Source organism: Mesorhizobium sp. HAY1-8B (assembly GCF_056868045.1).
In genome coordinates, this window is record NZ_CP200321.1 from 895,009 (window position 1) to 920,379 (window position 25,371).

Consider the following 25,371-nt stretch of genomic DNA (forward strand, 5'->3'; position numbering starts at 1 on the left):
GTCACTCTCCCGCCGCCGGCTGTGAAAGCGCTGCTTTCATGACACCCGGCAATGGCGAGGTGTCGCCATCCTTGGCCGCCTTCAGCGCCAGGTGCACCAGCACGCCGAGATAGGCGATCAGCAGCAGCACGTAGAGGATGAGATAGACGGCGAGCGTCAGCGCGACATGGCTGCCCGCCACCGGACCGACGGCGTCGGCGGTTCTGAGCACGCCCGTCACCAGCCAGGGCTGGCGGCCGATCTCGGTCGTGTACCAGCCGGCCAGCGTCGCCAGCCAGCCCGACAGCGCCATCGGGACCATCAGCATGGCGAGCGGCTTCGGCAGGCTGTGCCGGCGCTTGAGGAAGAAGGCGGCCGACCAGGAAACGGCGAGCATCAGCAGACCGGTGCCGACCATGATGCGAAAGCCCCAGAACACCGGAAAGACCGGCGGGTGGTTGCCGGGAAAATCGTTCAGCCCCGGCACCACGCCGCTGGGGCTGTGCCGCAGCACCAGGCTGGCGCCGTCGGGAATGGCGATCTCGAATCTGTTCTCCCTCGCCGCCTCGTCGGGCAGCGCGAACAGCACCAGCGGCACGTTGGGGCCGGTGTTCCAGTTGGCTTCCATGGCGGCGATCTTCTGCGGCTGGTGTTCCAGCGTGTTCAGCCCGTGCTGGTCGCCGGCGAAGATCTGGATCGGGATCAGGACCGCCGCGGTGAAGACGCCGGTGCGCAGCGCCTTCCACATCGATTCCGAGCGGTCGCCCTGGAGATAACGCAGCGCCGACAGGCCCGATATCAGGAATGATACGGTCAGACCCGATGCAAGCAGCATATGAACGAGGCGGTAGGGCATGGACGGGTTGAAGACGACAGCCCACCAGTCGACGGCGTGTGCCACGCCGTCGCGGATTTCGAAACCGGCCGGCGTCTGCATCCAGGAATTGAGCGCGATGATCCAGAAGGCCGACAGGGTGGTGCCGCCGGCGACCAGCACCGTCGCCAGCGTGTGGACGCGGTTGGAGACGCGGCGAAAGCCGAACAGCATGATGCCGAGGAAGGCCGCCTCGAGGAAAAAGGCGGTGAGGATTTCGTAGGCCAGCAGCGGCCCGGCGATGTTGCCGACCTTTTCCATATAGCCTGGCCAGTTGGTGCCGAACTGGAAGCTCATGGTGACGCCCGAGACCACGCCCATGGCGAAGGACAGCGCGAACACTTTCACCCAGGTGAAATAGGCGCGCATCCAGGCGGAATCATTGGTGGCGTTGTAGCGCAGCTTGAAGAACAGCAGCACCCAGCCAAGTGCAATGGTGATCGTCGGAAACAGAATATGAAACGAAATATTCGCGCCGAACTGGATGCGCGACAGTATGAGCGGGTCCATGGTGGGCTCCGGCTGCTGCAAGTATTGATGAAGGATAGGCCCGAAGCAGGTTCAGGTCAAAGCGGCGTCCTGCCGCGAGGCTGAACGCCACAGGACAATTTTACCGGTCCATGCCGCGTGTCTCTTTGCTCGCAATTCCGGACGGAAAACCATTTCACACTTTTCCTGGAATTGCTCTAAGTACTGGCCTCCGGCACCGCGCCAAGCGCGTCCGCGAACTTGCGCATCAGCCGCACCAGCTCGTCGATGTCGCGCGCCTCCCATGTCTCGAAAATGGCGCGGCCGATCTTCTCGCGCGCCGCGTCGACGAGGTCGGTCATCGCCTTGCCCTTCGGTGTGATAACGGCTTCGCGCACGCGCCGGTCGGCGCTGCCCGGCCGGCGCCGCACAAGGTCGAGGCTCTCCAGCTTGGCGACCTGGCGGCTGACGGTCGTGTAGTCGCGCCCGACACGGTCGGCCATCTCGACGACGCCGATCGGCCCGAAACGCTCGATGCCGACGAGCAGCGGGAACAGTGCCCGGTCGAGCGGAATGCCGGCCGCCCTGATCAGCAACTCGTCGCGTTGCGGCCGGTTCATCAGGCCGACAATATCGAGCACGGCCTCGTGAATCTGGCGCAGCCGATCCGAGATATGTGTATTTTGCACGTTTTTTGTTGACGGCATGATGGATCTCCCTATATGTGCATTATACACATATAATGGACCCCAGAAAGGCAGACCATCATGAAAGCCGCTATTGTCCCAGGCGCCGGGCAAGCGCCTGTCTATGGCGACTTCCCCGAGCCGGTGCCGGCGGCGGGCGAAAACCGTGTCACGGTCATCGCCGCCGCCATCAGCCATGTCGTGAAGAGCCGTGCCTCGGGCTCGCATTACAGCTCTTCGGGCCGGTTCCCCTTTGTCGTCGGCATCGACGGCGTCGGCCGGATCGAGGACGGAAGCAAGGTCTATTTCGCGCTGCCCAGGGCGCCCAATGGCAGCATGGCCGAGCGGACCGTCGTGCCCGAGGCGCATTGCGTGGCACTGCCCGAAGGACTGGACGACGTCACCGCCGCTGCCATCGCCAATCCCGGCATGTCGTCATGGGCGGCCTTTACCGAGCGGGCGAAGCTCAAGCCGGGCGAAACCGTGCTGGTCAACGGCGCCACCGGCACGGCCGGCCGCCTCGCCGTTCAGATCGCGCGGCATCTCGGGGCGAAGAAGATCATCGCCACTGCCCGCAACGCAGCCGCGTTAGACTCCGTCGCGGCGCTAGGGGCGGATGTGACGATCCCGCTCATCGAGGACGGGGCGGCTCTTGAAGAAAGCTTCATCAGGCAGTTCAGAGAGGGCGTGGATGTCGTCATCGACTATCTCTGGGGCAAGAGCGCCGAACGTCTGCTCATTGCCGCGGCCAAGGCCGGAGCCGATGCCGTACCGATCCGCTTCGTCCAGATCGGCGCCGTCAGCGGGTCCGATATCACCTTGCCGAGTGCCGTGCTCCGTTCATCCGCGATTGCCTTGATGGGCAGCGGCATCGGCAGCGTCCCGCTCGACCGCTTCATCGCCTGCACCGGCGATCTGCTGCGCGCCGTGGTCCCGGCCGGCCTTCAGATCGCCACCACGCCCGTGCCCCTGGCGGATGTCGAGCAGGCATGGGCCAGGGATGACAGCACGAGACGTACAGTGTTCACCCTGGGCTAAGGCATTCCAGGAAAAGCATGAAGCGGTTTCCCGCGGGGATAGCGTCAAGGCAAGAGCTCTGGCCGCCGCAACCGCTGTCCAGAATTGTCAGCAACGCATTGACTTGCGGTTGCACACAACGACATTCGGCCTATATCAGGGAACCTCTTTCAGGCAGCCGTTTTCAGCCCATGCCCTCCATTCTGTCCATTTCCGGGGTCTCCAAGACCTACGCCACCGGCTTCACCGCGCTCAAGGAAGTCAATCTCGACATCAACCGCGGTGAGATATTCGCGCTGCTTGGCCCAAATGGCGCCGGCAAGACGACGCTGATCTCGATCGTCTGCGGCATCGTCAACCGCTCGACCGGCACCGTCACCGTCGACGGCCACGACATCGGCAAGGACTACCGCGCGGCGCGCAGCCTGATCGGCCTGGTGCCGCAGGAGCTGACCATCGACGCCTTCGAGAGCGTCTGGGCGACGGTCAATTATAGCCGCGGCCTGTTCGGCAAGCCGGCCAACCCGGCCTTCGTCGAGAAGGTGCTACGCGATCTCTCGCTGTGGGACAAGAAGGACGCCAAGGCGATCACGCTCTCGGGCGGCATGAAGCGCAGGCTGATGATCGCCAAGGCGCTGTCGCATGAGCCGCGCATCCTGTTCCTCGACGAGCCGACGGCGGGCGTCGATGTCGAACTGCGTCAGGACATGTGGGAGATGGTGCGCCGGCTGCGCGAGGATGGCGTCACCATCATCCTCACCACCCACTACATCGAGGAAGCCGAGGCCATGGCCGACCGTGTCGGCGTCATCAACCGCGGCGAGATCATCCTGGTCGAGAACAAGGCCGAGCTGATGCGCAAGCTCGGCCGCAAGCGGCTGGTGCTGGAACTGCGCAATCCGCTGACGGCCATCCCGGAGGCCTTTTCGCACTACGCGCTGGAGCTGTCGCCGGATGGCGGGCAACTGACCTACACCTATGACAACCAGGCCGAGCGGCCGGGCGTCGCCTCGCTGATCCGCGATCTCGAGGCCGGCGGCATCCAGTTCCGCGACATCGACACGCAAAACAGCTCGCTCGAGGAGATCTTTGTCAATCTGGTGAGGAGAGAGCCATGAACCTGCGCGCTGTCTGGGCGATCTACCGGGTCGAGATGGCGCGGGCCTTCCGCACCGTGCTGCAGAGCATCATCTCGCCGGTCATCTCGACATCGCTCTACTTCGTTGTCTTCGGCTCGGCCATCGGCTCGCGCATCACCGAGATCGACGGCATCGCCTACGGCGCCTTCATCGTGCCGGGGCTGATCATGCTGTCGCTGCTGACGCAGTCGATCTCCAACGCCTCCTTCGCCATCTACTTCCCGAAATTCGTCGGCTCCATCTACGAGCTGCTGTCGGCGCCGGTCTCCTATCTGGAGATCGTCATCGCCTATGTCGGCGGGGCGGCCACCAAGTCGATCATCCTCGGCCTGATCATCCTGGCCACCGCCTCCCTGTTCGTGCCGCTCAGGATCGAGCATCCGTTCTGGATGATCGCCTTCCTGGTGCTGACGGCGGTGACCTTCAGCCTGTTCGGCTTCATCATCGGCATCTGGGCGAAGAGCTTCGAGCAGCTGCAGCTGGTGCCGCTGCTCATCATCACCCCGCTGACCTTCCTCGGCGGCAGCTTCTATTCGATCCATATGCTGCCTGGCATCTGGAAGACGATCACGCTGTTCAACCCGGTCGTCTACCTGATCAGCGGCTTCCGCTGGAGCTTCTTCGGCAAGGCCGACGTCTCGGTCGGCATCAGTCTCGGCATGACGCTGGTCTTCCTGGCCGCCTGCATCGCGGTCGTCGCCTGGATCTTCAAGACCGGCTACCGGCTGCGGAACTGACGCCCCCACGAATGATAAGGCATGGCCAAGGCCGCGCGACGCGTCCCTAGATCGCCTTGACCAGCCGCAGCAGCCCCAGCATCTCGATATAGGTCCCCTTGCGGAAGGCGAGGTAGACCGGTTCCTCCAGACCATGGAAACGGCGCTTGAATGCCGCCTGGCCCTGCAGGTTGAACCTGCGGCGGTTGACCCACGGCGAGGAGTAGGCGCGCTGGAAGGCGTTGCGCCAGAAGTCGCTTTCGGCAAATCCGCTTGGGGTCACGTCGACGAGCGGCGACAGGCCAAGCGTGACCACCGATATGCCTTCCTCGCGAAACCTGTCGACCGCGAATTTGGTCAGGCCGATCTCGGCGTGCGGTGAGGCATCGATATGCTTGCGCTTGAAGGCGGTGGTGTAGCCGACGACCTTGCCGTCGCGAAAGAGCGGATCGAAATCGAGCAGGGCGACCAGCTCGCCGTCGGGACCATGCAGCACGAAACGGCGCATGTCGGTGCCGAGTTGATCGTAGAAGGGGCGGTTCAGAAAACCCATTTCCCAGCGCTTGACGATGCGGTCGCCGCGCCAATTGTCGGAAAGTCGCGTGATCTCGTCGAGGAAGACGGTCCTTTTGTCCTCGTCGAACGAAAACCCCTTCTTCAAGAGCCAGCGCTCGGAATAGCGCACGGTCTCGTTTCGCTTGCCGGAAAAATCATGCTCGGGCAAAACGAGGCTTGTGTCGATGCCCAGCCGGTTGATCTTGTAGCCGAGCCCGGCCAGCACGCGCGCGGTATCCTCGCCGATCTGCACGAACCACGGGTCGCCGGCGGTCTCGACAAAGCGCCTGATGTAGTCGGCCCGTCGCGCCGGCGCCGCCACCGGGTCGCCAAGCGCGAAATGATGCTTCATCTTGGTGCCGAAGGCGATGTAGCCGTCGGCATCGCCAAAATAGGAAAGCTTGCCCTGCACGGCAGTGGAATAGGCGAGCGAGAAATCGCCATGGCGGCGGACAAGCGCCAGGCGTTCGACATGCGTCAACGCCATGCGCTCGACCTTGGGCGAGGCGCCCTCGAGGATTTTGTCGAAATAGATCCGCAAGGAGGGCATGGTCGAGATTCCGCGTGCCGTCTGTGGCGTGGCGTGCCTGTCGACACGCAAGACGCGCCACGGCGTCCTGATTTTGCGCGGGAAGCCGAATCGGTTTCGAATTCCTGCGCCGGTAACGAGATCCGCCAGCCCCCGGAGCTCGAATCAATCACATTGCCGCGACCTGATTATCGCCGATGCCGCCGATATGCCATATAGGGCTGGATGTATTCGGACAGAAGCGGGCATTCCGCTCCATCTTGTTGTTTTGGCCGCGTTTCCGCATCCAGTCGTTACCGTTTGGCGACGAAACGTTCTGGAGCGCGGCCGCGGCCCGGCGCAGGGTTCGGCAATGACACCCATATATGGGTCTGCGCGCGATCAAACGGTTACAGCCTGCTGCGAGCCTTGCGGGAATGCGCGGCGGCTGAATGGGACTAGAGAGTGAATGGCTGATACGACAACCAGACCGATGGTGGAGCAATTGGTGGCGGTGGAGCCGGCGATCGTCATTGGCGCCGGCGCCGCCGGACTGACCGTCGCGCATGCCCTGATCAAGGCCGGCGTGCCGACGGCGATCCTGGAAAAGGAGAGCCGGCTGGCCGAACCCTGGCACCGGCGGCACCAGCAATTGCGTCTCAATACCCACCGCGATCTCTCGGCGTTGCCCGGCCTTGCCTATCCAGGGAATACCCCCGCCTTTCCGCAGAGGGACGCCGTTATCCGCCATATGAACGATTTCCGGGAGGCGAACCGCCTGCCGGTGGAGTTCGGCGTTGCCGTCGAGGCCATCGCCTTCAGGGGCGACCACTGGGCCGTGCGCACCAGCGCCGGCTTGCGCCTGGCGCGTCATGTCGTGGTCGCCACCGGCCGCGACAGGGAGCCCTTCACGCCGCAGTGGAAGGGCATGCAGGCCTTCGCGGGCCGGATCATCCATTCCGTGGATTTTGGCGACGCCACGGCCTATGCCGGCAAGAAGGTGCTGGTCGTCGGTGCCGGCAATTCGGGCTTCGATGCCCTCAATCATCTGGCCGGCGTGGATACCGCCGCCCTTTGGCTCTCGGCCCGCAATGGGCCCGCGCTTCTGCCCAAGCGCATAGGCAAGATTGCCGTGCACCGGCTCTCGCCGCTCATGGCGCGTTTGCCGCTGCGCGTCGCCGATGCGGCGATCGCCGCGACGCAGCGCCTGGTTTTCGGCGATCTGACCAAATTCGGCATGCCGCCCGCGCCGTCGGGCGGCGTCAGTCGCCTGGCCTCGGACTACACGGCGATCGCTGCGGACGACGGTGCCGTCGACGCCATCAAATCGGGCAAGATCGTCATCGTGCCGGCGATACGGGAATTCACCCGCGACGGCGTGGTCCTGGCCAATGGCAGCCTGGTCGATCCCGATATCGTCATTGCCGCGACCGGCTACCGCACCGGGTTGGAGCGCATGGTCGGCAATCTCGGCGTGCTCGACGGCAAGGGCGTCCCGCTCTTCAACGGCGGGCAAGCCGATCCGAAACTGCCAGGCCTGTGGTTCACCGGCATGCGGCCGAGCATTCGCGGCTGCTTTGCCAATGCCGCCATATTGGGCAAGGCGATCGCCAGGCGCATCGCCGGCTCCTCCCGGCCCTCGGGCGTGTCACGCTGATTTGATCGCGGAGGCGGGCGACAAGCATGTCGCCTCGACATTTTATATGCCATGTTATATAACATGTTACAAATTATCGTGGGAAATGATGATGGAAGACGTTATCCGATCGCTTGGCTATCTCTGCCTCGGCAGCCGGCTGAAGCGCATTGGCGAACAGTTGCAGGCCGATGCGCAACAGCTGCTCGACGGCCTGGAGGTTCCGCTTCAGTCGAGCCAGTACCCCCTGCTGGCCGCTCTTGACAGGCTCGGGCCCCTGGCCATCGGCGAACTGGCGCAATCGCTCGGGCTGACACAGCCGGGCGTGACACGGAGCGTGTCGCTTCTGGCCGAGTTGGGCCTGGTCGAAGCCATTCAGTCACAGGGTGACCAGCGACGGCGGGTGGTCTCGCTGACGGGCAAGGGCCAGCGGCTGGTCGATGTGGCGAAACGGGATGTGTGGCCACGCATCGAAAACGCTGTCGCGGATCTGTGCCGGGACCTTTCAGGGCCGCTTCTCGATCAACTCGCTGCCATCGAGGATGGGCTGGCCGCGGCCCCGCTCGATCGCCGTGTCAAAACGGGTGCCGTGCAATGAAACATGTTCTCGATCGGCCCGTCTGGAGCGCGCTTGAGACGCGGCATCGCGCCTTCGCGCAAGGCGGCGATCTCGCCAGGCGCTATTCGCCGTCAATCGCCCTCTTTGCCGCCACCGCCGCGGACGATTCCGCAAGCCTGCAGGCGCTCGGCGATCTTGTTGGCCCGGATGAGAGCATCATCTTGGCACAAGCCGACACCATTGCCCTTCCGCCGGGTCTCGCGGCCATCTCGACCGCCGACGCCGTCCAGATGATTGCCGAGGCACCGTCGCAGACCGTGTCTGATGAACGCATCCAGCCCCTGACGCGAGAGGACGCTGTCGAAATGCTGGCCTTGGCGTCGCTCACCAAGCCCGGCCCGTTCACATCGGGCGCCTTGAGCCTTGGCGCCTTCTGGGGCGTGAAGGTCGAGGGCAGGCTGGTGGCGATGGCCGGCGAGCGCATGAAGCAGCCCGGCTATACCGAACTCAGCGGCGTGTGCGCGCACCCCGAGTTTCGCGGCACCGGCCTTGGCCGGCTGCTGTCCGTGTTTGTGGCCAACCAGATTTTCGCACGCGGCGAAATCCCGTACCTTCACGCCTTTGCCACAAACGCCGGCGCGATAAGGCTGTACGAGTCCATTGGCTTCAGCTTGAGGACCCCGATCAATGTCGCTGTCGTTCAGCGCGCTGCATAGGGCTGGACGCGAACGCCGACATTCACGCTGATTTCGGTTCGAGCCGGCGGAAACCGACGGCTTCCATCAACATCTCCTCGTCGACCATGCCGGCATTGTGGAGCGCAAGCAGGGTGAGGGCGATTTCGCGCGCCTCCGGCGAATCGGGCTGCGCGCCGCGCCGCAGGCAGGCTTCGTCAAAGACGCGCTGCAGCCTGGCGATTTCGCCAGGCTTGAGCAGGCCACGATCATAGACTGACTTCGACATGGCAGCGGTCTCCCGGGAACGACCCAAATGCATGCCGCCCAAAAGTGACTCCGGTTTTTGGGACAACGACATGCACAAGACAAAGACCTAACGCGCGTCGCACGAATCCGTTTCGACGCGCGTTGGGGCGCCACCAATAAATTGCCAATCTGTCCCGAGGCTTGAATGAGTTACGGCCGAGGAGAGCTTTCGTGAACCGAAACCCCTCCTCGGATAGCAACCGGCGCCGGGATCAGACCGCGATCTTGCCGCCGCCTTGCCTGGTGATGGCGACGACCGCCGGCCGGACCGGCATGTCGGGCTTGAAGTCGGGCCAGCGCGTCGACGGATCCTCGTAGTAGGACGGGCGGCCAAAGCCTTCCCAATCCTCGCCGCCATCGCCCGGATGCTGGACGGCGACGAAGGCGGTCTGGTCGTCGGGCGCAAACAGCGGGCCGCACATTTCGGCGCCGATCGGCACGCGGAAGAACAGTTTCGAGGTCGCCCGCGCGGCACCTTCCGTGTCGACCGCCCACAGGCCGTCGGTGCGCCCGGTGGCTTTCGGGCCCTGGCCGTCGGTGGCGACCCACAGGCGTCCGGCCGAATCGACCGCGCAATTGTCGGGCATGCCGAACCAGCCATTGGCCGTCGTCGCCGTCGAGAAGGTGGCACCGACATCCGCGACGGAAGGATCGCCGCATTTCAGCAGCACTTCCCGTTTGCCCTTGGCGGCCGTGAAATCGCCGTCGGTCTCGGTGATCTCGATGATGTGGCCGAAGGCATTCTCGGCGCGCGGGTTGGCGGCATCGACCTGGTCGGCCTTGCGCTTGGAATTGTTGGTCAGCATGACATAGACCTTGCCGTTGACACCATTGGGCTGGATGTCCTCGGGTCGGTCCATCTTGGTGGCGCCGAGCAGATCGGCGGCGCGCCGTGTCTCGATCAGCACGTCGGCCTGGCTGGCGAAGCCGTTCTCGGCCGTCAGCGGGCCTTGACCAAAGACGATCGGCAGCCAGTCCACCGTGCCATCCTCGGCGAATTTGGCGACATGCAGTGTGCCTTCGTCGAGCAGGTCCTTGTTGGCGGCATGGTCGTTGGGGTTGAAGGTGCCCTTGGTGACGAACTTGTAGACATAGTCGAAGCGCTCGTCGTCGCCGAGATAGAAGACGACGCGGCCGTCCTTGGCGACGATCGATTCGGCGCCCTCATGCTTGAAGCGGCCCATGGCGGTGCGCTTCCTCGGCGTAGAGGTCGGATCGTTGACGTCGACCTCGACGATCCAGCCGAAGCGATTGGGTTCGTTGGGCTCCTTGGCGAGGTTGAAGCGGTCGTAATGCGCGCCCCATTCATAGGCGCCTTCGGGAATGCCGAGACGCTTGTAGTTGGCGGCTTCCTTGTGGCCCTCGGGCAGTTCGCCGGAGAAATAGCCATGGATGTTCTCCTCGGCCATCACATAGGTGCCCCATGGCGTGACGCCGCCGGCGCAATTGTTGATGGTGCCGAACACCTTGGTGCCGGACGCGTCGGCATTGGTCTTGACGCGGTCATGGCCGGCGACCGGTCCCGACAACACCATTTCGGTGGTGGAGGTAATGCGGCGGTTGAGCTTGCCGTCGCGCACCACCTGCCATTTGCCGCCCTCCTTGCGGATCTCGACGATGGTGCCGCCATGCGCCGCCATTTCGACATCGACCTGCTCCTTCGAGAGCGGGGCGACCTCGGCCTTCTTCTTCCCGTCCTTCTCGACGATCGAAACGATGCCGGGGAACATCAGATGCGAGTTGGTGTATTCGTGGTTGACCACGAGCAGGCCGTGCTCGGCCGAGCCGTCGATCGGGATGTAGCCGACATAGTCGTTGTTGTAGCCGAACTGCCTGGCCTGCGCCTCAGCCGACTGCTTCGTCGGGTCGAACTCCGGCGAATCGGCAAACAGCGGATCGCCCCAGCGCAACAGCACGTCGGCATCATAGCCCGGCGCGACATGATGCTTGTCGTCGATGCCGGCCTGAAGCTCGTCGAACTTGAAGGCCGAGCCTTCCGCGGCGCGCGCATCGTCCGCGGCGATCATGGCCAGCGGGCTGACCGTGGCGGCGATCGCCGAGACGGCGAGCGATCCCTTCAGGAACCCCCGGCGCGAGAACCGCGCGGCGATGATCTCGCCCATGGTGCGGTTGCCGGTCGGGTTGATGGCCGGTCCTTCGTTTTCCTCGAGCAGGCTGGTGCGGAATCGGGCGTCGGGAGAACGATGTTCGGTCATGGGGGCCTCTGGCTTTGGAGTGGCTGGAGCTTTTGTCGCCTTTCGACCACTACAGCCGGCTGATCACATTTTCGTGACATCATACCTGCTCTGAGGCTCCGCGCGAGGCAGTTGTCATCCATGACATCGGACTTTGGTCCAGTCTTGCGCTTCCAAAGGTCCTGGAGGACAAACGCAACGGTCGGAGGTCGCTTCCGGTCAATACATCTTTCGGCGATGTTGCTGGTTGCAACGTTGGGGTGGGCGCGCCGGCTCAATCGACGGAGATCAGGATGAACGGATCGATCACGGCCCGTTGTTGCCGGCTGGCGCTCGTCACTGCGGCTGCTTTGCCGTTGACCATTGCTCCCTATCGAATCGCGCTGCACGGCTCCGCCCCCGGAATCGATGCCGCCACCGCACAGGCCGCCAAGGGCGGCAATGGCGGTGGCAACAACGGCAACGGTAACGGTAACGGTGGCAGCAACGGCGGTGGCAACAGCGGCAACGGAAATGGAAGCGCCGGCAGCAGCGGCAACAGCGGCGGCAATAGCAGCAACGGAAATGGCAATAGCGGCAACAGCGGCGGCGATAGCGGCAACGGAAATGGAAACGGGGGCAATTCCGGAACAGATGGCGGTGATGACGGTGGCGGCGACTCGGGATCGGGCGCCGGCCAAAGCAGCACCGGCACCAGCCATGTCAACGCCACAACCGGCGACAAGGTCAGCGTGGACGGCAGCAAGATCTCGGTCGAGCACCCTAACGGCATGACGGAAAAGATCGAGAACGGTCGTTTCAGGATGCGCGACGCGCTCGGCCGCACGATCATCGACCGTCGGGCCACGCCCGCCGATGTCAGGCGTCTCAAGGCCTTGTGAGGCCGGTCAACAGGCAACGACCAGCTTCACACGTCACCTCCGCCGCCCCCGGCGGAGGTGACCTCCTCTTGTCCGGCTCTCGCGCGGTTCCGCGATGGCCTACGTGCGGTTCCTGTCTCGGTCGCGCAACTCACGCATCATGAGGGCAGCCTCGGTGCGGTTTCGCACGTTGAGTTTCGACAGCACCCCGGTCATGTGGTGCTTGACCGTCTTCTCCTGCAACTCCAGGCGCAAGGCAACCTCCTTGTTGCTGAGCCCCTCCGCCACCAACCGCAGGATTTCCGTCTGTCGCTCGGTCAGTTGCCGCAGCCGGTCCGCTTCGCCATTTGCAGGCTGCGGGGACTGGAGATCGGACAGCAGCCGCGCCGACAGCGTCGGCGAAAGATAGCTCTCGCCGGCCGTGACGTTGCGCAGGATGTCGGCGAGTGCGCGCGATCCGACACCCTTGAGGATATAGCCTTGCACCCCGGCATTTAGGGCCTTGGTGACATCGGCATTGGCCTCCGAAACGGTCAGCATGACGATCTTCTGGGCGGGGTGGTTGGCAAGGATGCTTGCAACCGCGGCCAGGCCGCCGCCCGGCATGGAGATGTCAAGCAGCAATATGTCGGGCTGCACCGTCGAGGCGATGCGTTCGGCATCCTGCGCCGTCGCACCTTCGCCGACGATCTCGAAGCCTCCGATCTCCGACAGGCTGCGCGTCACGCCTTCGCGAAACAGCGGATGATCGTCGACAATAGCGATTCGAATGGCGCCAATCATGCTTGCTCCTCAACCGATAGACTGATTACCAATCGCGTGCCTTGTGCTCCGGTCAAGGTCTGGAACTGGCCACCAATACTTTCGACCCGCTCCCGCAGGCCGGCTAGCCCCAGCCCCTCGACCCGCGCCGGATCGAATCCCGGCCCGCTATCCGACACTTCAACAAAAAGCCGGCCATTCTTCATCCCGGCACGCACTGCCTGATCCTTGGCCCGCCCGTGGCGATACGCATTGTTCAGCCCTTCCTGCACAAAACGATAGATGCTGATCTTCTCGGAGGCGCCGGGTTCGGGCAAATGCTTGGGCACGGTGAGCGTCACCGAGGTTCCCGTCCGGCGCTCATGTTCGTCGACGGCCAGCCGCAATATCTCCTTGGCGGCGGCCGTCTCTATCTGTGGCAGCACAAGGCCGGTGCAGATACCGCGTATTTCGCGCATTGCATCCTCCAGCGTCTTGCGGATCATCGCGACCTCGGTCGAACGGCTCTCGGTCCAATGGCCGTCGTCCGAAAATACCGGGCTGTCCATGCGCAACGCCGCCAGCGCCACGAGTTGCGCCGGCCCGTCATGAAGGTCGGCGCCGATCCGGCGCAGATATCTTTCGTTGAGTGCGGTGGCGCGGCGGGACGCCCGCTGCACACGCTGCCGCAAGGCGCTGTTTTGCGTCACCAGGTCCTGCAGCTCCGACACCTGGTGGCGCAGCGCCCCGCGCTGATCGTCGATGGTGCGGCTGGCGCGCAGGACGATGCCCGACAGCAGCAGAAAAGCCGTCAAGGTGGTGCCGGCCACGACCAGCCAGCTCGACAGCAGCGCGGAAGCCAGCGTGGCCTTGAAATCGCTGGCGACCTCGAAGAACTCGGTGACGGCCACCACATCGCCGGACCAGGGCTCGCGCACGGGATTGTAGATCTCCAGCAAGGGCACGCCGACAGCCTGTTCCTTCGATTCGCCTTCGTCGAATGTATCGAATTGGGCGGTGACGTTGCCCTGGAAGGCGGACCGCAGATTGTCGGTCAGATTGAAGCGGCGGCCGATCAAGGCCGCGTCCTTCGCATAAAGCACCGTGCCGTCGCGGCGCCAGAGCCTGAACGAAAGCAGCCGTTTGCCGAGCGCACCCTGGCCGAGCGTCTCGTCGAGCGCCTGCTTGACGGCCTCGCTGAGCTCTTCGCTCTTGCGCAGGTCCGGCAGCAGCGGCGCGATCACGCTGTCGACGTAGAGCGCCGTCGTGGCGGCCGAATTGCGCATGACGCCGTCCCGGATCTGCGTCGTTACCCAGGCGCCGATCACGAGCATGACGGCCAGGAGGCCAAAGCCACCGGCAACGAGGAATTGCAGGGCAAGCGAAAGCTCGCTCCAGCGCCGCGCCAAATTCTGTAGAATACGAATCATAAGCCCCTGACCGCCCCCTCCCCATCGACAGCTGGGCGACATTGGCACATTGAGCCTCAGTCTTGCCGTTGCCAAGACCTTAGTTGGAACGAGGTCGCTTGACGTCTCGAGGCGCTTCGGAAACAAGGTCCGCGGCGCACGCGGCGGCAGCCGCTTCGAAGGGGACGGGACGTTGGGTTTTTCGGGACTGCTGCAGCTTGGCTTTTCAACGGTGATCTTCCTTCTGGCGGCGACCGCCGCCAAGCAATGGGGCCTGGCGCCGAGCCTCGGCAAGATCCTGCTGACGCTCGCTCTCTATTCGCTGGGCAATTTGATCATGCTGCGGCTGATCCGTGAATTCGGCATGTCGGTGTCCTTCAGCCTCTCGGCCGTCATTCAACTGGTCTCGGTCAATGTCGTCGCGCTGGTGTTCTTCGGCGAGCGTGTCAACGCGCTGCAGGCCGCTGGCATCGTGCTGGCGATCGCGGCCGTGGCGCTGATCACGCTCGGGCCCTATCTGCAAGGACGATGACCAAATGAAGGCTGCGGCACCGATCGGATGAAAGACACTGTAAGCACTCTGCTCAACCGGATCGAATTCCCGGTCCTGCTGGCCGGCCTTGTCATCGCCGGTGGGCTTTGGGGCTTCGAGGAGTTGATGGAGGTGGCGCGCGCCACCACGCCACACGCCTTCGACACCGAAATCCTGCTTGCCTTCCGCCAGGCGGGCCAACCCGGTATTCCAATCGGCCCGCCATGGCTGGAGGGGGCGATGCGCGACATCACCAGCCTTGGCAGCGCCAGCGTACTGGTGCTGATCACGGCGGCAACGATCATCTATCTGCTGTTGATCCGCAGGCCTGGGATCGCGCTTCTCATCTTCGTCGCGGTGGCGGGTGGCCAGCTTCTGTCGAGCCTGCTGAAGGTCGGCGTCGACCGGCCGCGGCCCGAGCTCGTCTCGCATTTGGTCAGCGAGACGTCGCTTTCCTTCCCGAGTGGCCACGCCATGCTGTCGGCGGTGACCTATCTCACGCTCGGTTCGCTCGCGGCGCGCTTCCTGCATGGCCGCGCGACGAAGATATACGTCCTGTCCCTCGCCGTGCTGACGACGGTGCTGGTCGGCGTCAGCCGCATCTATCTCGGCGTCCATTGGCCGTCGGATGTGTTGGCGGGCTGGTGTGCGGGCTTCACCTGGGCGATGCTATGCTGGTTGGTGGCGCGGTTCCTGCAGCGGCGCAAGGTGGTGAGCGACGATAGCTGATGGCGCCTGACCGCGCCCTTTTGGCTTGCCCTCAGATCAATCTGTTGATCAGGTGTCCACCACAGCCCGCCAGCGCCAGAACCATTGACAGCAAGCATGCCGATGTCACCAGAGCCTTGAAAATGTTCAACCGCGTTACCCCCTGCCTCAGATGGACAACATCCTAGCTTGCAATCCTCGGGAAGTATGGACAATCGGCGACGGTGCGTAAGCCTCGAGGATTCATGCTGATGCTTGAAACATCATGCGTCATTTCCGCGGACGCAGACATGGGTTCCGGCCGATGATCACTGCCGCGCAGATGCGTGCCGCAAGGGCCCTGGCCGGCATCGACCAGAAGACGCTCGCCGAGCGCGCAGGCGTTTCGCTTCCAACCATCCAGCGCATGGAAGCGAGCGATGGCGTGGTCCGTGGCGTGGTCGATACGCTGATGAAGGTCATCCAGGCGCTCGACGAGGCCGGGGTGGAGCTGATCGGCGAGAACCAGGCTAGCGAGCGCGGCGGCAGGGGCGTGCGCCTCAAGCCCGCCGCACCGCCGGCGTCAGGCGGCCGCTGGTGACCTAAGCCGCCTCGATCCGCGACGCGCCGGCGCAACTGGCGGGGAAGTGAGAGGAGCGGTTCCCATCGCGTCCAGCTTCCTTTCAACGCAGGAGGGCGGCTGGCCGGCGTCTCATCGGTTGAGCGATCTCGGCCCGCTGACGAACGGGCTACCCCTGAGATAGAATCGCAGCAGGCGGTCGGCATCCTTCGAAATGCCGATCCTGATGCCTTGCCCGATCTCGCCGGGGTCCTGGGCATCGCCTGCGAGCCATAAAGGCCCTTTCTGGCAGAGGTCGAGCCCGTCGAGCGAACGATCGATCAGCAGTGCCGAGGCAAGCCTTCCCGGCCCGCGCGCCAGGTCACGCAAGCGCTCGATGCCACGGTTCCGCCGCATGATGGCGATGCCTTCGAGCGGTTCCAATGCCCGGATCAGGACACCAGTGCCGATCCCCTGCCCCTCGCTCGAGACGTTCAGCATCATGGAGGTGCCATAGGCGAGATAGACGTAGGCATGGCCGCGCTCGAGGAACAGCGAGCGGTTGCGCGGGGTCATTCCCCTGAAACCATGCCCGGCGGCGTCGCCGACGACATAGGCCTCGGTCTCGACGATGCGGCCGCTGACAATGCCTTCGGGCAACGCTCGCATCACCAGCTTGCCGATCAGGAAGCGGGCGAGAGCGACGGTCTCGTTCGGCAGTTCCGCACGGGCGATCGGCGGATGATTTTCCCCACGGCTCACAATATCCGCTCGGCCCATTGTGCCCGCGAGGGTCCCGGCTCGAATGGATCGCCGAAATACTGGGTCTCGCGCGCCACCTTGCCGTCCAGAAACTCCATGATGCTGACGGTATAGGATGGCTGCCCGTCATAGGTCAGGACATATTCGGTGATCCAGAGGTCATCCTTGCCGACGATCCGCCGCACGGTGAAGCGCTTGCGGTTCGGCTGCGCGGCGCGGGACGACTGGATGTTGCGCCGTCCGCGGATGCGCTCGCCCGATTGCGGATAGTCGAGCACCGCATCCTCCCGGTAGATCTGGTGTTCCGTCTCGAAGTCACCTGCGTCGGAAGCCGCCCAGTGGTGATCCAGGGCCGTCCGGATGTCCCCGTCTTCCATGGCAAAGTCTTCCATGGCAAACCTCCATCGCCGTCGATGACCCTTCCTACCACGGTCCATCGACGGCTGTTAGCGAAGGTCGCGGCTCGGCCCCGAGGCGCCGTTTCTCAGTCGAGCTTCAGCGCCGCCACCTCGCCATCGTTCATCAGCGGCACATAGAGGATCGACTTGCCGTCGGTGCCGATGTCGGCGCTGCCCGGCTTGAAATGCGCCACCGCTTCCGGCGCGCCGCCAGCCTTGTAGCGGTAAAGCGTGCCGGTCATGTAGGCGGTGGTGTAGATTGCGCCGCCAATAGCGACGACGCCGTCGAGGTCGGCGAATCTCTGCGCGCCTGGCAGCGGCGAAACCACCTTGCTGGCGAGGTCGATGGCGAGCAGCCCGCCCGGCTCCGCCGTGCTGAAGTCGGGCTTGATGCCCTTGCCCCAGGAGGCCACGATCAGCCGGCCGCCATCGGCGAAGACGCCGTTGGGCGAAGCCAGCATCGCATCCCTGACGAACAGCTCCGGCCTGTCGCCGTCGATGCGGTAGATCGTATCGGCCAGCATGTCGCTGACATAGACCCTGCCCGCTTGATCCGAGGTCATGTCGTTGAGGAAGACGGCATTCGGAACCACGATGCTGTTGACCAGCCTGCCGCTGGCGAGGTCAACGACGCGGACCTTGGTGATGTCGGCGACATAGAGCTTGCCGCCCGATATCGCCAGGCCCTTGGGTGCGTCCATGCCGTCGGTCCAGTGCTGGGCGACGATCTTGCCGTCCAGGGACAGCACTGACAAATAGCCGTTGCCGTCGGCATCGCCCGGGTTGCCGACGATGTTGGAGACGATGATGCGATTGTTGGGAGCGTCGAGCAGCGCCGATTCCGGTTGTTCGAGGCCCGTGGCGCGCCAGAGTTCACCGGCCTGGACCGCTGGTGCGGCCGCGATGCCGATGGTGGCGACCAAGGCTGAGATGATGAGGCGTTTCATGGCTGTTCTCCTGTGGTGACAGGCGGTGAGCTAGGATTTTCGATACTTTTCGAAAAGCCTGATTGCCGCTAGTATCGAAAATCGATACGAAATTGCCGGCAAGAGATGCATCCCATGAACGGTCTGATCTTCGAGGCGCTGAAGCGGACATTGAAGGCGAAGGGCGTCACCTATCGCGAGCTGGCCGATCGCATGGGCGTTTCCGAGCCGACGGTGAAGCGCATCTTCCACGAGCGCAACTGCAAGCTCGACCGGCTGGTGGAGATCTGCGCCGCAGCCGGCGTCGAGCTGGAAAACGTGCTCGGCTCGATGAACCGGGGGCCGGGCCCGGTCAACCACATTGCGCCGGAGATCGAGCGCCGGCTGGCCGGCCGACCGGCGCTGCTGTTCATCTTCGTCATGCTGTCGGAAAAGTTCACGCCGGAAGGCATCATGCGCTCGCAGGGCCTGAGCGAAGCCTCGATGTTCCTCTATCTGCGCGATCTCGAGGAACTGGGACTGATCGCGCTCGGCCGGGGCCTCACGGCAAGATTGCTGGTCGAAACGCCGATCCAGTGGAACTTCGAAGGGCCGCTCAGGCCGCTGTTCGAGATGACCAACAAGAACTTCATCGGCTGGGCCATCACCCATATCGAGAAGGAGGCGACCTTCGTCAGCTTCTCCAGGCGGATGCGGCCGGAGACGGCCGAGATGGTGCGGCGCGAAGCGGAAGACCTTGCCGAGCGCGCCAAATTGCTGGCTCACCACGACCAGCATACGACGCCCGAGGACGGGCTCACCGGTTACAAATGGACGTTCGCCTTTGGGGCGACGCCGTTTCCCGCGATCATGCCGATCGGCCCGCACCCGCGCGATGCCGGGGCGCGGATGCCTGAGCCGCCCGCCGCAAAAGGACGACGCCCGCTTCCAGCTTGAAAGGACTGCTGAAGCGCGTCGCGTCGAAGCCGGTTCATGCGACGTGCTTCAGGTCTTGTTCCATGCATGTCGTCTTCCCAAACCCGGGGTCGCTTTTGGGGCGACACGCATTATTCAGCGGCTTTCGTCTCCGCGCTGGCAGCCTTGTCGTCCCAGACCATTTGCCGGTAGTCGAAACCATATTCCAGCGTCGGCTTGACGATGCGGAAGAACGGCGACAAGTCGAAGTCGCGCGGCGTGTAGAGCGAGTGGTGGCGAATGTGCAGGATTTCCTTGCGCATATAGCTCGACTGCGCCGAGGCGCGGCCCGGCGCACGGGTGATCTCGGGCAGGATCGGGTAGTGGATCCGGCCATAGGCCTCGGCGATGAGCGAGGAGCAGATGGCGCGGGTCGGGTCGCCGGAGCCGAAGGCCAGCATGCGCCGGCGCCAGCGCACCGGCACCGGAGGCGTCGGCAGGAAATAGCGCAGCATGTCGAAAATGTTCTTGAGGTCGTATTTCAGGCCAAGCTTGCCGATCATGAAGGCGATGACCGTGTCGCGGTCCTCCGGCGTCAGCCCGCTCGCCCGGCAGATGCGGGTGTTGTAGGTGCGGTAGCGCGACAAGGGTACCGCCACGCAGCCTTCGCCGAGCGTGACCTCGATCAACCGCCGCCGCTCTGTTCCGTCCTCCGGTTCGGCCAGCGCGTCGCCGACATAGAAGGCCGCATGCGACCATGTCGACTGGGTGAGGTACTTGATCGCCGCCGAGATCTTCTGGTTGCCCTCGATCAGCAGGATGTCGCCGGGTTCCAGCGTGCGGCGCAGTGTTTCAGGGTCCGACGGCGTGTAGGGTTCATAGCCGGAGGACTCTTCCTGCAACCGGCCGGCGAGCCAGCGGCCAAGGCGGTCCAGGAGCGTGTCGCCGGGCTCGGTCATGATGGAGCGTGACTAGCACACGCCGGCGGGGAAGTGCCAGCGTGCCGGCGCTTCGTCAGCCGGCGGAAGCGCTCGTTTCGTCGCGCTGCGCCGGACTGGCCAGATCGTCGCGCGCGTTGCGGGCCAGCTTCTTGGTCGAATGCTTGGGGCTGTCGCCGAACAGCTCGCCCGCCTCGGCAAGACATGACTTTCTCAAGCTCTTCTCCGAGCGCTTCATGAGCTTGCCAAGAAGTTTCGTGTCCTCGGGCGGGCCAAGCGGCTCGTCGTCCGCCTCAAGCAGCGTGCGCATGACGAACAGATCATGCAATTCGCCGAGCCGTTCGCCCAGTTCATCGACCGCCTTGCGCCGCGCCTTGATCGGCGTCGGCCAGAGCCTGCCCAGCAGCGAGAGGTGCATGCCATGCGTCTTGGCCGCCTTGCGCAAATCGTGGAAATCATTGGCCTCGCCGCGCGCGCCGGCCTTGTCGAGCGCCTTCCTGGCACGGCGCAAGGTGACGCGGGCGCCTTCGGCAAGCACGTCGGCCGCCTGTTCCGGCTGGTCGGGCAGGGCGAGGCTTTCGATCCGCTTCATGCCGTCTTCGCAGGCGGCGGTCGCCGCGCCGATTGCCGCTTCAAGGCCGGAGCCTTCATGCAGATCGTGCTGACGGGCGATCAGCCTGTCGCGCACGGCATTGAGACCGCCATCGGCGCTCTCCTTGGGAAAAGCAGCCGCCAGCCGGTCGATTGTCTCGATCAACGCCGTCGCCTCGCGCGGGCCGGCAAGCAGCGCCGCCACGTTGCGATAGCACTGATTCTCCGTCGTGCAGAATGTTTCGTCTCCGGAATGAACCAAGCGCAACAAGGCACGCGCGCCCTTCAGCCGCTTGCGGCATTTGTGCAGCCCCTGTTCCGGCCGGCTGCGCGCCGCATCCAGATGCTGGAGCGCCTTGCCGATTTCCTCGGCGAGAATGCGCCTGACCTCGCCGGTCAGCGGCAGGCGCGGGTCGATACGAAAGCTCATGCGGCGATCTCCGGTATCCCCCCGAGGGCGAGCGACGCGTTGTAGAATTTCTGCTCGCCGGTGACTTCACGGCCGAGCCAGTCAGGCAGCATTTCGTCCGGCACGTCTTCCGGCGTCTCGAGTTCGGCCACCACAAGTCCCGCGAGTGCACCGCCAAAGACGTCGACTTCATAGAGATAGCCGCGATGCCTAACATGGTGACGTGTCTTCTCGATGACACGTCCGATGGCGAAGTCCAGCATCTCCAAGGCATCGGCGAGCGGGATTGGATATTCGAACTCGTCGCGCTCGCGCGCGCCGCTGCCGAATTTGAGCGTCAGCTTGGCGGACGCGCCGTCGCTGATGCGAATGCGCACGGTCCGCCCAGGCGCCGCGGCAAGATAGAACTGGAGAATGCGGATATCCGCCTCGACCAGCTCCCGCCATGCGGTGCTGGAGACCAGGAACTTGCGCTCGACTTCCTTGCCCATGGCCGCGCACTAAAGCGTTTGCCGCGGGCAATGGCAAGACAAGTCCGAACACAAGTTGACTTTAATCAATCGATTGATTAAAGTCTTGTCATGATCAAAGTACCCGACGCCAAAAGTCCCCGCCGCGAGACCTCTCCGGCGGATCTGACGCGCACCGCACTCGTGCGGGCGGCGCTGAAACTGTTCGGCCGGCAGGGTTTCGACGGGACCTCGACCCGCGAGATCGCGGCGGAGGCGCAGGCCAATATCGGGTCGATCGCCTATCATTTCGGCGGCAAGGAAGGCCTTCGCGCCGCCGCCGCCGACTATATCGTCGAAACCATTCAGACGGTTGCCGGCCAGGCGCTGGGCAGCGCCCAGGCCGCGGCGGCAAACGATCCGGAGGCCGCGCGCTTGCTGCTCTTCGGGGCGGTGGAGCGGATGGTCGGCTTCATCGTGGCGCAGCCGCAGGCCGGCGAGATCGTGCAGTTCGTCCTGCGCGAACTGTCGCATCCGACAGCAGCCCTCGACCGCATCTATGACGGCGTGTTCGAGCCGACGCATCGCCGGCTGTGTCTGATCTGGGAGCAGGCGACCGGCGAGCCGGCCGAAAGCGAGCGGACCCGGCTCACCGTGTTCACGCTGATCGGCCAGGTCATCTATTTCCGCATCGGCCGCGAGGCGGTGATGCGCCGTATGGGCTGGCACGACATCGGCGCCGCCGAGGCGGCCAAGGTGGTGGCCGCCGTTTCAGACAATCTCAGCGCCATACTGGCCGCCCGAACGGGATCAGAACCCAAAATGGGGTCAAAAGAATGAGTTTTCTCTGCTCCTTGCCGCTTGCCGCCCAGCTCTTCGGTGCCTGTGCCCCCGCCGCGCCGCTCGCCGTCGGCTATGTCGAAGGCGACTATGTGCTGCTGGCGCCCATCGAGGTAGCACAGGTCGATACGGTTACCGTGAAGCGCGGCGATCGCGTCACGCCGGGCACGCCCGTGGTGACGCTGGAAAGCGCCGACGCCAGGATCGCGGTGGCGCAAGCCGAAGCCGGCCTTGCGCAGGCGCAGGCGCAACTCGCCGATCTGCAGGTCGGCAAGCGGCCGGAAGAGATCGCCGTGCTGAAGGCCGAGGTCGACATGGCGAGAGCCCAGGCGGCCGACGCCAAGCGCAAATACGACCGCGCCGCCGATCTGTTCAAGCGTGGCGCTGGCACGCAAGCCGACTACGACACCGCCTCGGCGACGCTGGAGACGGCCAACGCCCAAGTTGGCCAGGCCGAGGCCAATCTCGCCGTCGGCGGCCTGCCGGCGCGCCCCGAGACGATCAAGGCCGCCGACAACCAGGTCAAGCAGGCGCAGTCGACGCTGGAGCAAGCGCAGTGGCGATTGTCGAAACGGGTGCTTGCGGCGCCCTCGCCCGGCCGCGTCAACGACGTCATCCGCAATCCCGGCGACACGGCAGGCCCGACCGCGCCGGTCATCTCGATGCTGCCTGACGGCGCGGTGAAGCTCAGCGTCTACATACCGGAGGCCGCCTTCTCCTCGGTCAGGATCGGCAGCCTGCTCAGTGTTCATTGTGACGGCTGCGGCGGTGGTGTGAAGGCGCGGGTCAGCTATGTCTCGCCCGATCCCGAATTCACCCCGCCGGTGATCTATTCGCTCGAGAACCGACAGAAGCTGGTCTATCTGGTCGAGGCCCGCCCGGAGGGCGATGCCGGCCCGCTGCAGCCCGGCCAGATCGTCGACGTCGATCTTGCGGAAACGGCAAAATGAACGCCATCGACGTTCACGGCCTGGTCAAGCGCTTCGGCGACAAGACCGTCGTCGACCACGTGACGATGTCGGTCGCCGAGGGCGAGATCGTCGGGTTTCTCGGCCCCAACGGTTCGGGCAAGACCACCACCATCCGCATCATGTGCGGCCTGCTGACGCCGGACGAAGGCGAAGGCACGGTGCTGGGTTTCAACATCCGCACGGAGTCGCTCAGGATCAAGCGCGAAGTCGGTTACATGACGCAGAAATTTTCGTTCTACGAGGATCTGACCATCGGCGAGAACCTCGAATTCGTGGCGCGGCTCTACCGGCTGAAACCCGTCGAGGAGTATGTGGCCAGGACACTGGAGGAACTCGGCCTCACCTCGCGCCGCAACCAGTTGGCCGGCACGCTGTCCGGCGGCTGGAAGCAGCGGCTGGCGCTCGCCGCCTGCATCATGCACAAGCCGAAGCTGCTTTTGCTCGATGAGCCGACGGCCGGTGTCGACCCGAAGGCGCGGCGCGAATTCTGGGACGAGATCCATCGTCTCGCCAGCGGCGGGCTCACCGTGCTGGTCTCCACCCACTACATGGACGAAGCCGAGCGCTGCCACCGTATCAGCTACATCTCCTACGGCAAGATGCTGGCCACCGGCACCGTCGCCGAAGTGGTCAGGAATGCCGGGCTGACGACGTTCGTGGTGCAGGGGCCGCGGCTGGCCAAGGTGGCCGAAGAGCTGCAGGGCCGCGCCGGCGTCGACCAGGTGGCGCCCTTCGGCGCGACGCTGCATGTCGTCGGTTCCGACAAGAAGAAGCTCGAAGCAGCGCTTGCCGACGTCGAGAAGGAGCACGAGGGCGTAACGGTCGCGCCGGGCGAAACCAGCCTGGAGGACGTCTTCATCCAGTTCATGTCGGGGTCGAAGGACAACATGGCATGAACAGCATCTTCTCCTTCGCCAGGCTTGGCGCGCTGCTGATCAAGGAGTTCATCCAGATGCGGCGCGACCGCATCACCTTCGCCATGATGCTCGGCGTTCCGCTGCTGCAGCTGGTGCTGTTCGGCTTTGCCATCAACAACGATCCGAAGGGCTTGCCGACGGCGCTGGTGGCGATGAGCAACGACCAGTACACGCGCGCCATGGTCTCGGCGCTGCAGGTGACGGGTTACTATCGTTTCGACCATGTCACCCAGAGCGCCGAGGAGGCGGAATTCCTGATGGCGCGCGGCGACGTTTCCTTCGTCGTCACCATCCCGGCCGACTTCGCTAGCCGAGTCGAGCGCGGCGACAATCCGCAGATCCTGATCGAGGCGGACGCCACCGATCCCTCGGCGGCGAGCGGCGCCATTTCCACGCTGAGCAAGGTGGCGAGCCAGGCGCTGCTGCGCGCCCAGGGCATGCAGGCGGCCGCCGCCGAGAATGCCAGGCAGCAGCTGCAGGTGGTGGTACACCAGCGCTACAATCCCGAAGGCATTTCGCAATACAACATCGTGCCCGGCCTGCTCGGCGTCATCTTGCAGATGACCATGGTGATGATGACTGCCATGGCGCTGACCCGCGAAACCGAACGCGGCACGATGGAGAACCTGCTCGCCATGCCGTCCAGCCCGGCCGAGATCATGCTGGGCAAGGTGCTGCCCTTCCTTGTCGTCGGCGCGGTGCAGGTCGCGGTGGTGCTGGTGGCGGCGAAGCTCTTGTTCGATATCCCGTTCGTCGGCAGCCTGACGCTGCTGTTGTCGTCGGTGCTCGTCTTCGTGCTGTCGCTGGTGCTGCTCGGCTACACCATCTCGACCATGGCCCGCTCGCAGATGCAGGCCATGCAGCTGACCTTCTTTTTCTTCTTGCCGTCCCTGCTCTTGTCCGGCTTCATGTTCCCCTATCGCGGCATGCCGGGCTGGGCCCAGGCGCTGGGCGAAATCTTCCCGCTGACGCATTTCCTGCGCATCACCCGCGCGGTCATGCTGAAGGGCGCCGATTTCCACGCCATTGCCACCGAGATCGGCTGGCTGGCCGTGTTCGTGCTGGTCTTCGCGGGCACCGCGCTCTTGCGCTTCAGGCGGACGCTGGACTGACCGGCGTCCGCAAGCAGGCCGGCCAAAAGGCCACGCTACATGCGGGCGACTGGATTGCGGC

Annotated in this window: 28 protein-coding genes; 15 read left to right on the top strand and 13 right to left on the bottom strand. The window is 64.4% G+C overall.

The genetic code is table 11. From position 1 onward, the window contains the following. Position 1: 1 nt before the first annotated feature. A complete protein-coding gene (locus AC1VON_RS04475; protein WP_056574100.1) occupies positions 2 to 1,363 on the bottom strand; it encodes a cytochrome ubiquinol oxidase subunit I in 1,362 nt (453 codons plus the stop codon). A gap of 176 nt (positions 1,364 to 1,539) precedes the next feature. Continuing rightward, a complete protein-coding gene (locus tag AC1VON_RS04480; RefSeq protein WP_172347747.1) occupies positions 1,540 to 2,028 on the bottom strand; it encodes a MarR family winged helix-turn-helix transcriptional regulator in 489 nt (162 codons plus the stop codon). A gap of 60 nt (positions 2,029 to 2,088) precedes the next feature. On the opposite strand from AC1VON_RS04480, the gene AC1VON_RS04485 reads away from it, so the two are divergent. The 3 genes from AC1VON_RS04485 to AC1VON_RS04495 all read left to right on the top strand — a co-directional run bounded on the left by AC1VON_RS04485 (position 2,089) and on the right by AC1VON_RS04495 (position 4,900). Continuing rightward, positions 2,089 to 3,045: a quinone oxidoreductase family protein gene (locus AC1VON_RS04485; RefSeq protein WP_483120610.1), complete on the top strand. Its 957-nt coding sequence runs from the start codon at positions 2,089 to 2,091 to the stop codon at positions 3,043 to 3,045. Positions 3,046 to 3,215: 170 nt separating this feature from the next. Beyond that, positions 3,216 to 4,142 carry an ABC transporter ATP-binding protein gene (locus AC1VON_RS04490; protein ID WP_483120612.1) on the top strand — a complete coding sequence of 309 codons (927 nt, stop codon included), beginning with the start codon at positions 3,216 to 3,218 and terminating at the stop codon, positions 4,140 to 4,142. Further along, positions 4,139 to 4,900, top strand: a complete 762-nt coding sequence (locus AC1VON_RS04495) for an ABC transporter permease (protein WP_483120613.1) — start codon at positions 4,139 to 4,141, stop codon at positions 4,898 to 4,900. The genes AC1VON_RS04490 and AC1VON_RS04495 overlap by 4 nt, the downstream gene beginning before the upstream one ends. Before the next feature lie 46 nt (positions 4,901 to 4,946). Here the strand turns inward: AC1VON_RS04495 and AC1VON_RS04500 are convergent, their stop codons facing one another. After that, positions 4,947 to 5,984 carry a phosphatidylglycerol lysyltransferase domain-containing protein gene (locus AC1VON_RS04500; protein ID WP_172347743.1) on the bottom strand — a complete coding sequence of 346 codons (1,038 nt, stop codon included), beginning with the start codon at positions 5,982 to 5,984 and terminating at the stop codon, positions 4,947 to 4,949. Positions 5,985 to 6,411: 427 nt separating this feature from the next. Between AC1VON_RS04500 and AC1VON_RS04505 the strand changes: the two genes are divergently transcribed. From AC1VON_RS04505 to AC1VON_RS04515, 3 genes are all read left to right on the top strand, one after another. Beyond that, on the top strand, positions 6,412 to 7,599 hold the full coding sequence (locus tag AC1VON_RS04505; RefSeq protein WP_172347742.1) for a flavin-containing monooxygenase: 1,188 nt from the start codon (positions 6,412 to 6,414) through the stop codon (positions 7,597 to 7,599). A 91-nt stretch (positions 7,600 to 7,690) separates the two neighbouring features. Then, the gene (locus AC1VON_RS04510) at positions 7,691 to 8,176 is read left to right on the top strand and encodes a MarR family winged helix-turn-helix transcriptional regulator (RefSeq protein WP_172347741.1); all 486 of its coding nucleotides are present in this window, start codon (positions 7,691 to 7,693) and stop codon (positions 8,174 to 8,176) included. Further along, a complete protein-coding gene (locus tag AC1VON_RS04515) occupies positions 8,173 to 8,853 on the top strand; it encodes a GNAT family N-acetyltransferase (RefSeq protein WP_483120616.1) in 681 nt (226 codons plus the stop codon). Before AC1VON_RS04510 ends, AC1VON_RS04515 begins: the two co-directional genes overlap by 4 nt. Positions 8,854 to 8,875: 22 nt before the next feature. On the opposite strand, the gene AC1VON_RS04520 is transcribed toward AC1VON_RS04515, so the two are convergent. Together AC1VON_RS04520 and AC1VON_RS04525 are read right to left on the bottom strand one after the other, a co-directional pair. After that, the gene (locus AC1VON_RS04520; protein ID WP_483120618.1) at positions 8,876 to 9,100 is read right to left on the bottom strand and encodes a hypothetical protein; all 225 of its coding nucleotides are present in this window, start codon (positions 9,098 to 9,100) and stop codon (positions 8,876 to 8,878) included. A gap of 232 nt (positions 9,101 to 9,332) precedes the next feature. Beyond that, complete coding sequence (locus AC1VON_RS04525) at positions 9,333 to 11,336, bottom strand: PhoX family protein (RefSeq protein ID WP_483120620.1); 2,004 nt, start codon at positions 11,334 to 11,336, stop codon at positions 9,333 to 9,335. Positions 11,337 to 11,608: 272 nt separating this feature from the next. Here AC1VON_RS04525 and AC1VON_RS04530 point away from each other — a divergent pair, with 272 nt between their 5' ends. After that, complete coding sequence (locus tag AC1VON_RS04530; protein WP_483120622.1) at positions 11,609 to 12,196, top strand: hypothetical protein; 588 nt, start codon at positions 11,609 to 11,611, stop codon at positions 12,194 to 12,196. Positions 12,197 to 12,295: 99 nt separating this feature from the next. Here the strand turns inward: AC1VON_RS04530 and AC1VON_RS04535 are convergent, their stop codons facing one another. After that, positions 12,296 to 12,958, bottom strand: a complete 663-nt coding sequence (locus AC1VON_RS04535) for a response regulator (protein ID WP_483120623.1) — start codon at positions 12,956 to 12,958, stop codon at positions 12,296 to 12,298. Next, entirely contained in the window at positions 12,955 to 14,346 is a 1,392-nt protein-coding gene (locus AC1VON_RS04540; protein WP_172347735.1) for a sensor histidine kinase, read from the bottom strand. The genes AC1VON_RS04535 and AC1VON_RS04540 overlap by 4 nt, the downstream gene beginning before the upstream one ends. Positions 14,347 to 14,518: 172 nt before the next feature. Between AC1VON_RS04540 and AC1VON_RS04545 the strand changes: the two genes are divergently transcribed. The 3 genes from AC1VON_RS04545 (at position 14,519) to AC1VON_RS04555 (ending at position 16,145) form a co-directional block, all read left to right on the top strand. Then, positions 14,519 to 14,857, top strand: coding sequence for a hypothetical protein (locus AC1VON_RS04545; RefSeq protein ID WP_172347734.1), 339 nt, complete (start codon positions 14,519 to 14,521; stop codon positions 14,855 to 14,857). Positions 14,858 to 14,884: 27 nt separating this feature from the next. Then, a complete protein-coding gene (locus tag AC1VON_RS04550) occupies positions 14,885 to 15,586 on the top strand; it encodes a phosphatase PAP2 family protein (RefSeq protein ID WP_483120625.1) in 702 nt (233 codons plus the stop codon). Positions 15,587 to 15,869: 283 nt separating this feature from the next. Then, on the top strand, positions 15,870 to 16,145 hold the full coding sequence (locus AC1VON_RS04555) for a helix-turn-helix domain-containing protein (RefSeq protein ID WP_140771061.1): 276 nt from the start codon (positions 15,870 to 15,872) through the stop codon (positions 16,143 to 16,145). 111 nt (positions 16,146 to 16,256) lie between these two features. Here AC1VON_RS04555 and AC1VON_RS04560 read toward each other — a convergent pair whose 3' ends face one another. From AC1VON_RS04560 to AC1VON_RS04570, 3 genes are all read right to left on the bottom strand, one after another. After that, positions 16,257 to 16,883, bottom strand: coding sequence for a DNA-3-methyladenine glycosylase (locus AC1VON_RS04560; protein WP_483120627.1), 627 nt, complete (start codon positions 16,881 to 16,883; stop codon positions 16,257 to 16,259). Then, positions 16,862 to 17,242 (bottom strand): nuclear transport factor 2 family protein, encoded by a 381-nt coding sequence (locus AC1VON_RS04565; protein WP_483126271.1) that lies wholly within the window; start codon positions 17,240 to 17,242, stop codon positions 16,862 to 16,864. The genes AC1VON_RS04560 and AC1VON_RS04565 overlap by 22 nt, the downstream gene beginning before the upstream one ends. Positions 17,243 to 17,349: 107 nt before the next feature. After that, positions 17,350 to 18,210 carry an SMP-30/gluconolactonase/LRE family protein gene (locus AC1VON_RS04570; protein WP_483120629.1) on the bottom strand — a complete coding sequence of 287 codons (861 nt, stop codon included), beginning with the start codon at positions 18,208 to 18,210 and terminating at the stop codon, positions 17,350 to 17,352. A 114-nt stretch (positions 18,211 to 18,324) separates the two neighbouring features. On the opposite strand from AC1VON_RS04570, the gene AC1VON_RS04575 reads away from it, so the two are divergent. Then, positions 18,325 to 19,125, top strand: coding sequence for a helix-turn-helix domain-containing protein (locus AC1VON_RS04575; protein WP_172347729.1), 801 nt, complete (start codon positions 18,325 to 18,327; stop codon positions 19,123 to 19,125). Positions 19,126 to 19,235: 110 nt separating this feature from the next. Here AC1VON_RS04575 and AC1VON_RS04580 read toward each other — a convergent pair whose 3' ends face one another. Genes AC1VON_RS04580 through AC1VON_RS04590 form a run of 3 tightly spaced genes read right to left on the bottom strand, consistent with a single transcriptional unit; the run spans position 19,236 to position 21,512 of the window. Then, a complete protein-coding gene (locus AC1VON_RS04580) occupies positions 19,236 to 20,042 on the bottom strand; it encodes a C40 family peptidase (RefSeq protein WP_483120631.1) in 807 nt (268 codons plus the stop codon). 55 nt (positions 20,043 to 20,097) lie between these two features. Beyond that, complete coding sequence (locus AC1VON_RS04585) at positions 20,098 to 21,042, bottom strand: CHAD domain-containing protein (protein WP_483120633.1); 945 nt, start codon at positions 21,040 to 21,042, stop codon at positions 20,098 to 20,100. After that, positions 21,039 to 21,512 (bottom strand): CYTH domain-containing protein, encoded by a 474-nt coding sequence (locus AC1VON_RS04590; protein ID WP_172347726.1) that lies wholly within the window; start codon positions 21,510 to 21,512, stop codon positions 21,039 to 21,041. The genes AC1VON_RS04585 and AC1VON_RS04590 overlap by 4 nt, the downstream gene beginning before the upstream one ends. Before the next feature lie 90 nt (positions 21,513 to 21,602). Here AC1VON_RS04590 and AC1VON_RS04595 point away from each other — a divergent pair, with 90 nt between their 5' ends. From AC1VON_RS04595 to AC1VON_RS04610, 4 genes are read left to right on the top strand one after another with little or no spacing between them, the layout of a single operon-like run. Continuing rightward, positions 21,603 to 22,310, top strand: coding sequence for a DUF1956 domain-containing protein (locus AC1VON_RS04595; protein ID WP_483120635.1), 708 nt, complete (start codon positions 21,603 to 21,605; stop codon positions 22,308 to 22,310). Beyond that, positions 22,307 to 23,260 (top strand): HlyD family secretion protein, encoded by a 954-nt coding sequence (locus AC1VON_RS04600; RefSeq protein ID WP_483120636.1) that lies wholly within the window; start codon positions 22,307 to 22,309, stop codon positions 23,258 to 23,260. Before AC1VON_RS04595 ends, AC1VON_RS04600 begins: the two co-directional genes overlap by 4 nt. Continuing rightward, complete coding sequence (locus tag AC1VON_RS04605; RefSeq protein ID WP_483120638.1) at positions 23,257 to 24,177, top strand: ABC transporter ATP-binding protein; 921 nt, start codon at positions 23,257 to 23,259, stop codon at positions 24,175 to 24,177. Before AC1VON_RS04600 ends, AC1VON_RS04605 begins: the two co-directional genes overlap by 4 nt. Beyond that, complete coding sequence (locus AC1VON_RS04610) at positions 24,174 to 25,310, top strand: ABC transporter permease (protein ID WP_483120640.1); 1,137 nt, start codon at positions 24,174 to 24,176, stop codon at positions 25,308 to 25,310. Before AC1VON_RS04605 ends, AC1VON_RS04610 begins: the two co-directional genes overlap by 4 nt. Positions 25,311 to 25,371: the final 61 nt, after the last annotated feature.

Bases quoted from the DNA above. Each gene is read 5' to 3' on its own strand.
- AC1VON_RS04475 (WP_056574100.1), bottom strand. From the start codon at position 1,363: ATGGACCCGCTCATACTGTCGCGCATCCAGTTCGGCGCGAATATTTCG.
- AC1VON_RS04480 (WP_172347747.1), bottom strand. From the start codon at position 2,028: ATGCCGTCAACAAAAAACGTGCAAAATACACATATCTCGGATCGGCTG.
- AC1VON_RS04485 (WP_483120610.1), top strand. From the start codon at position 2,089: ATGAAAGCCGCTATTGTCCCAGGCGCCGGGCAAGCGCCTGTCTATGGC.
- AC1VON_RS04490 (WP_483120612.1), top strand. From the start codon at position 3,216: ATGCCCTCCATTCTGTCCATTTCCGGGGTCTCCAAGACCTACGCCACC.
- AC1VON_RS04495 (WP_483120613.1), top strand. From the start codon at position 4,139: ATGAACCTGCGCGCTGTCTGGGCGATCTACCGGGTCGAGATGGCGCGG.
- AC1VON_RS04500 (WP_172347743.1), bottom strand. From the start codon at position 5,984: ATGCCCTCCTTGCGGATCTATTTCGACAAAATCCTCGAGGGCGCCTCG.
- AC1VON_RS04505 (WP_172347742.1), top strand. From the start codon at position 6,412: ATGGCTGATACGACAACCAGACCGATGGTGGAGCAATTGGTGGCGGTG.
- AC1VON_RS04510 (WP_172347741.1), top strand. From the start codon at position 7,691: ATGGAAGACGTTATCCGATCGCTTGGCTATCTCTGCCTCGGCAGCCGG.
- AC1VON_RS04515 (WP_483120616.1), top strand. From the start codon at position 8,173: ATGAAACATGTTCTCGATCGGCCCGTCTGGAGCGCGCTTGAGACGCGG.
- AC1VON_RS04520 (WP_483120618.1), bottom strand. From the start codon at position 9,100: ATGTCGAAGTCAGTCTATGATCGTGGCCTGCTCAAGCCTGGCGAAATC.
- AC1VON_RS04525 (WP_483120620.1), bottom strand. From the start codon at position 11,336: ATGACCGAACATCGTTCTCCCGACGCCCGATTCCGCACCAGCCTGCTC.
- AC1VON_RS04530 (WP_483120622.1), top strand. From the start codon at position 11,609: ATGAACGGATCGATCACGGCCCGTTGTTGCCGGCTGGCGCTCGTCACT.
- AC1VON_RS04535 (WP_483120623.1), bottom strand. From the start codon at position 12,958: ATGATTGGCGCCATTCGAATCGCTATTGTCGACGATCATCCGCTGTTT.
- AC1VON_RS04540 (WP_172347735.1), bottom strand. From the start codon at position 14,346: ATGATTCGTATTCTACAGAATTTGGCGCGGCGCTGGAGCGAGCTTTCG.
- AC1VON_RS04550 (WP_483120625.1), top strand. From the start codon at position 14,885: ATGAAAGACACTGTAAGCACTCTGCTCAACCGGATCGAATTCCCGGTC.
- AC1VON_RS04555 (WP_140771061.1), top strand. From the start codon at position 15,870: ATGATCACTGCCGCGCAGATGCGTGCCGCAAGGGCCCTGGCCGGCATC.
- AC1VON_RS04560 (WP_483120627.1), bottom strand. From the start codon at position 16,883: ATGGGCCGAGCGGATATTGTGAGCCGTGGGGAAAATCATCCGCCGATC.
- AC1VON_RS04565 (WP_483126271.1), bottom strand. From the start codon at position 17,242: ATGGAAGACGGGGACATCCGGACGGCCCTGGATCACCACTGGGCGGCT.
- AC1VON_RS04570 (WP_483120629.1), bottom strand. From the start codon at position 18,210: ATGAAACGCCTCATCATCTCAGCCTTGGTCGCCACCATCGGCATCGCG.
- AC1VON_RS04575 (WP_172347729.1), top strand. From the start codon at position 18,325: ATGAACGGTCTGATCTTCGAGGCGCTGAAGCGGACATTGAAGGCGAAG.
- AC1VON_RS04580 (WP_483120631.1), bottom strand. From the start codon at position 20,042: ATGACCGAGCCCGGCGACACGCTCCTGGACCGCCTTGGCCGCTGGCTC.
- AC1VON_RS04585 (WP_483120633.1), bottom strand. From the start codon at position 21,042: ATGAGCTTTCGTATCGACCCGCGCCTGCCGCTGACCGGCGAGGTCAGG.
- AC1VON_RS04590 (WP_172347726.1), bottom strand. From the start codon at position 21,512: ATGGGCAAGGAAGTCGAGCGCAAGTTCCTGGTCTCCAGCACCGCATGG.
- AC1VON_RS04595 (WP_483120635.1), top strand. From the start codon at position 21,603: ATGATCAAAGTACCCGACGCCAAAAGTCCCCGCCGCGAGACCTCTCCG.
- AC1VON_RS04600 (WP_483120636.1), top strand. From the start codon at position 22,307: ATGAGTTTTCTCTGCTCCTTGCCGCTTGCCGCCCAGCTCTTCGGTGCC.
- AC1VON_RS04605 (WP_483120638.1), top strand. From the start codon at position 23,257: ATGAACGCCATCGACGTTCACGGCCTGGTCAAGCGCTTCGGCGACAAG.
- AC1VON_RS04610 (WP_483120640.1), top strand. From the start codon at position 24,174: ATGAACAGCATCTTCTCCTTCGCCAGGCTTGGCGCGCTGCTGATCAAG.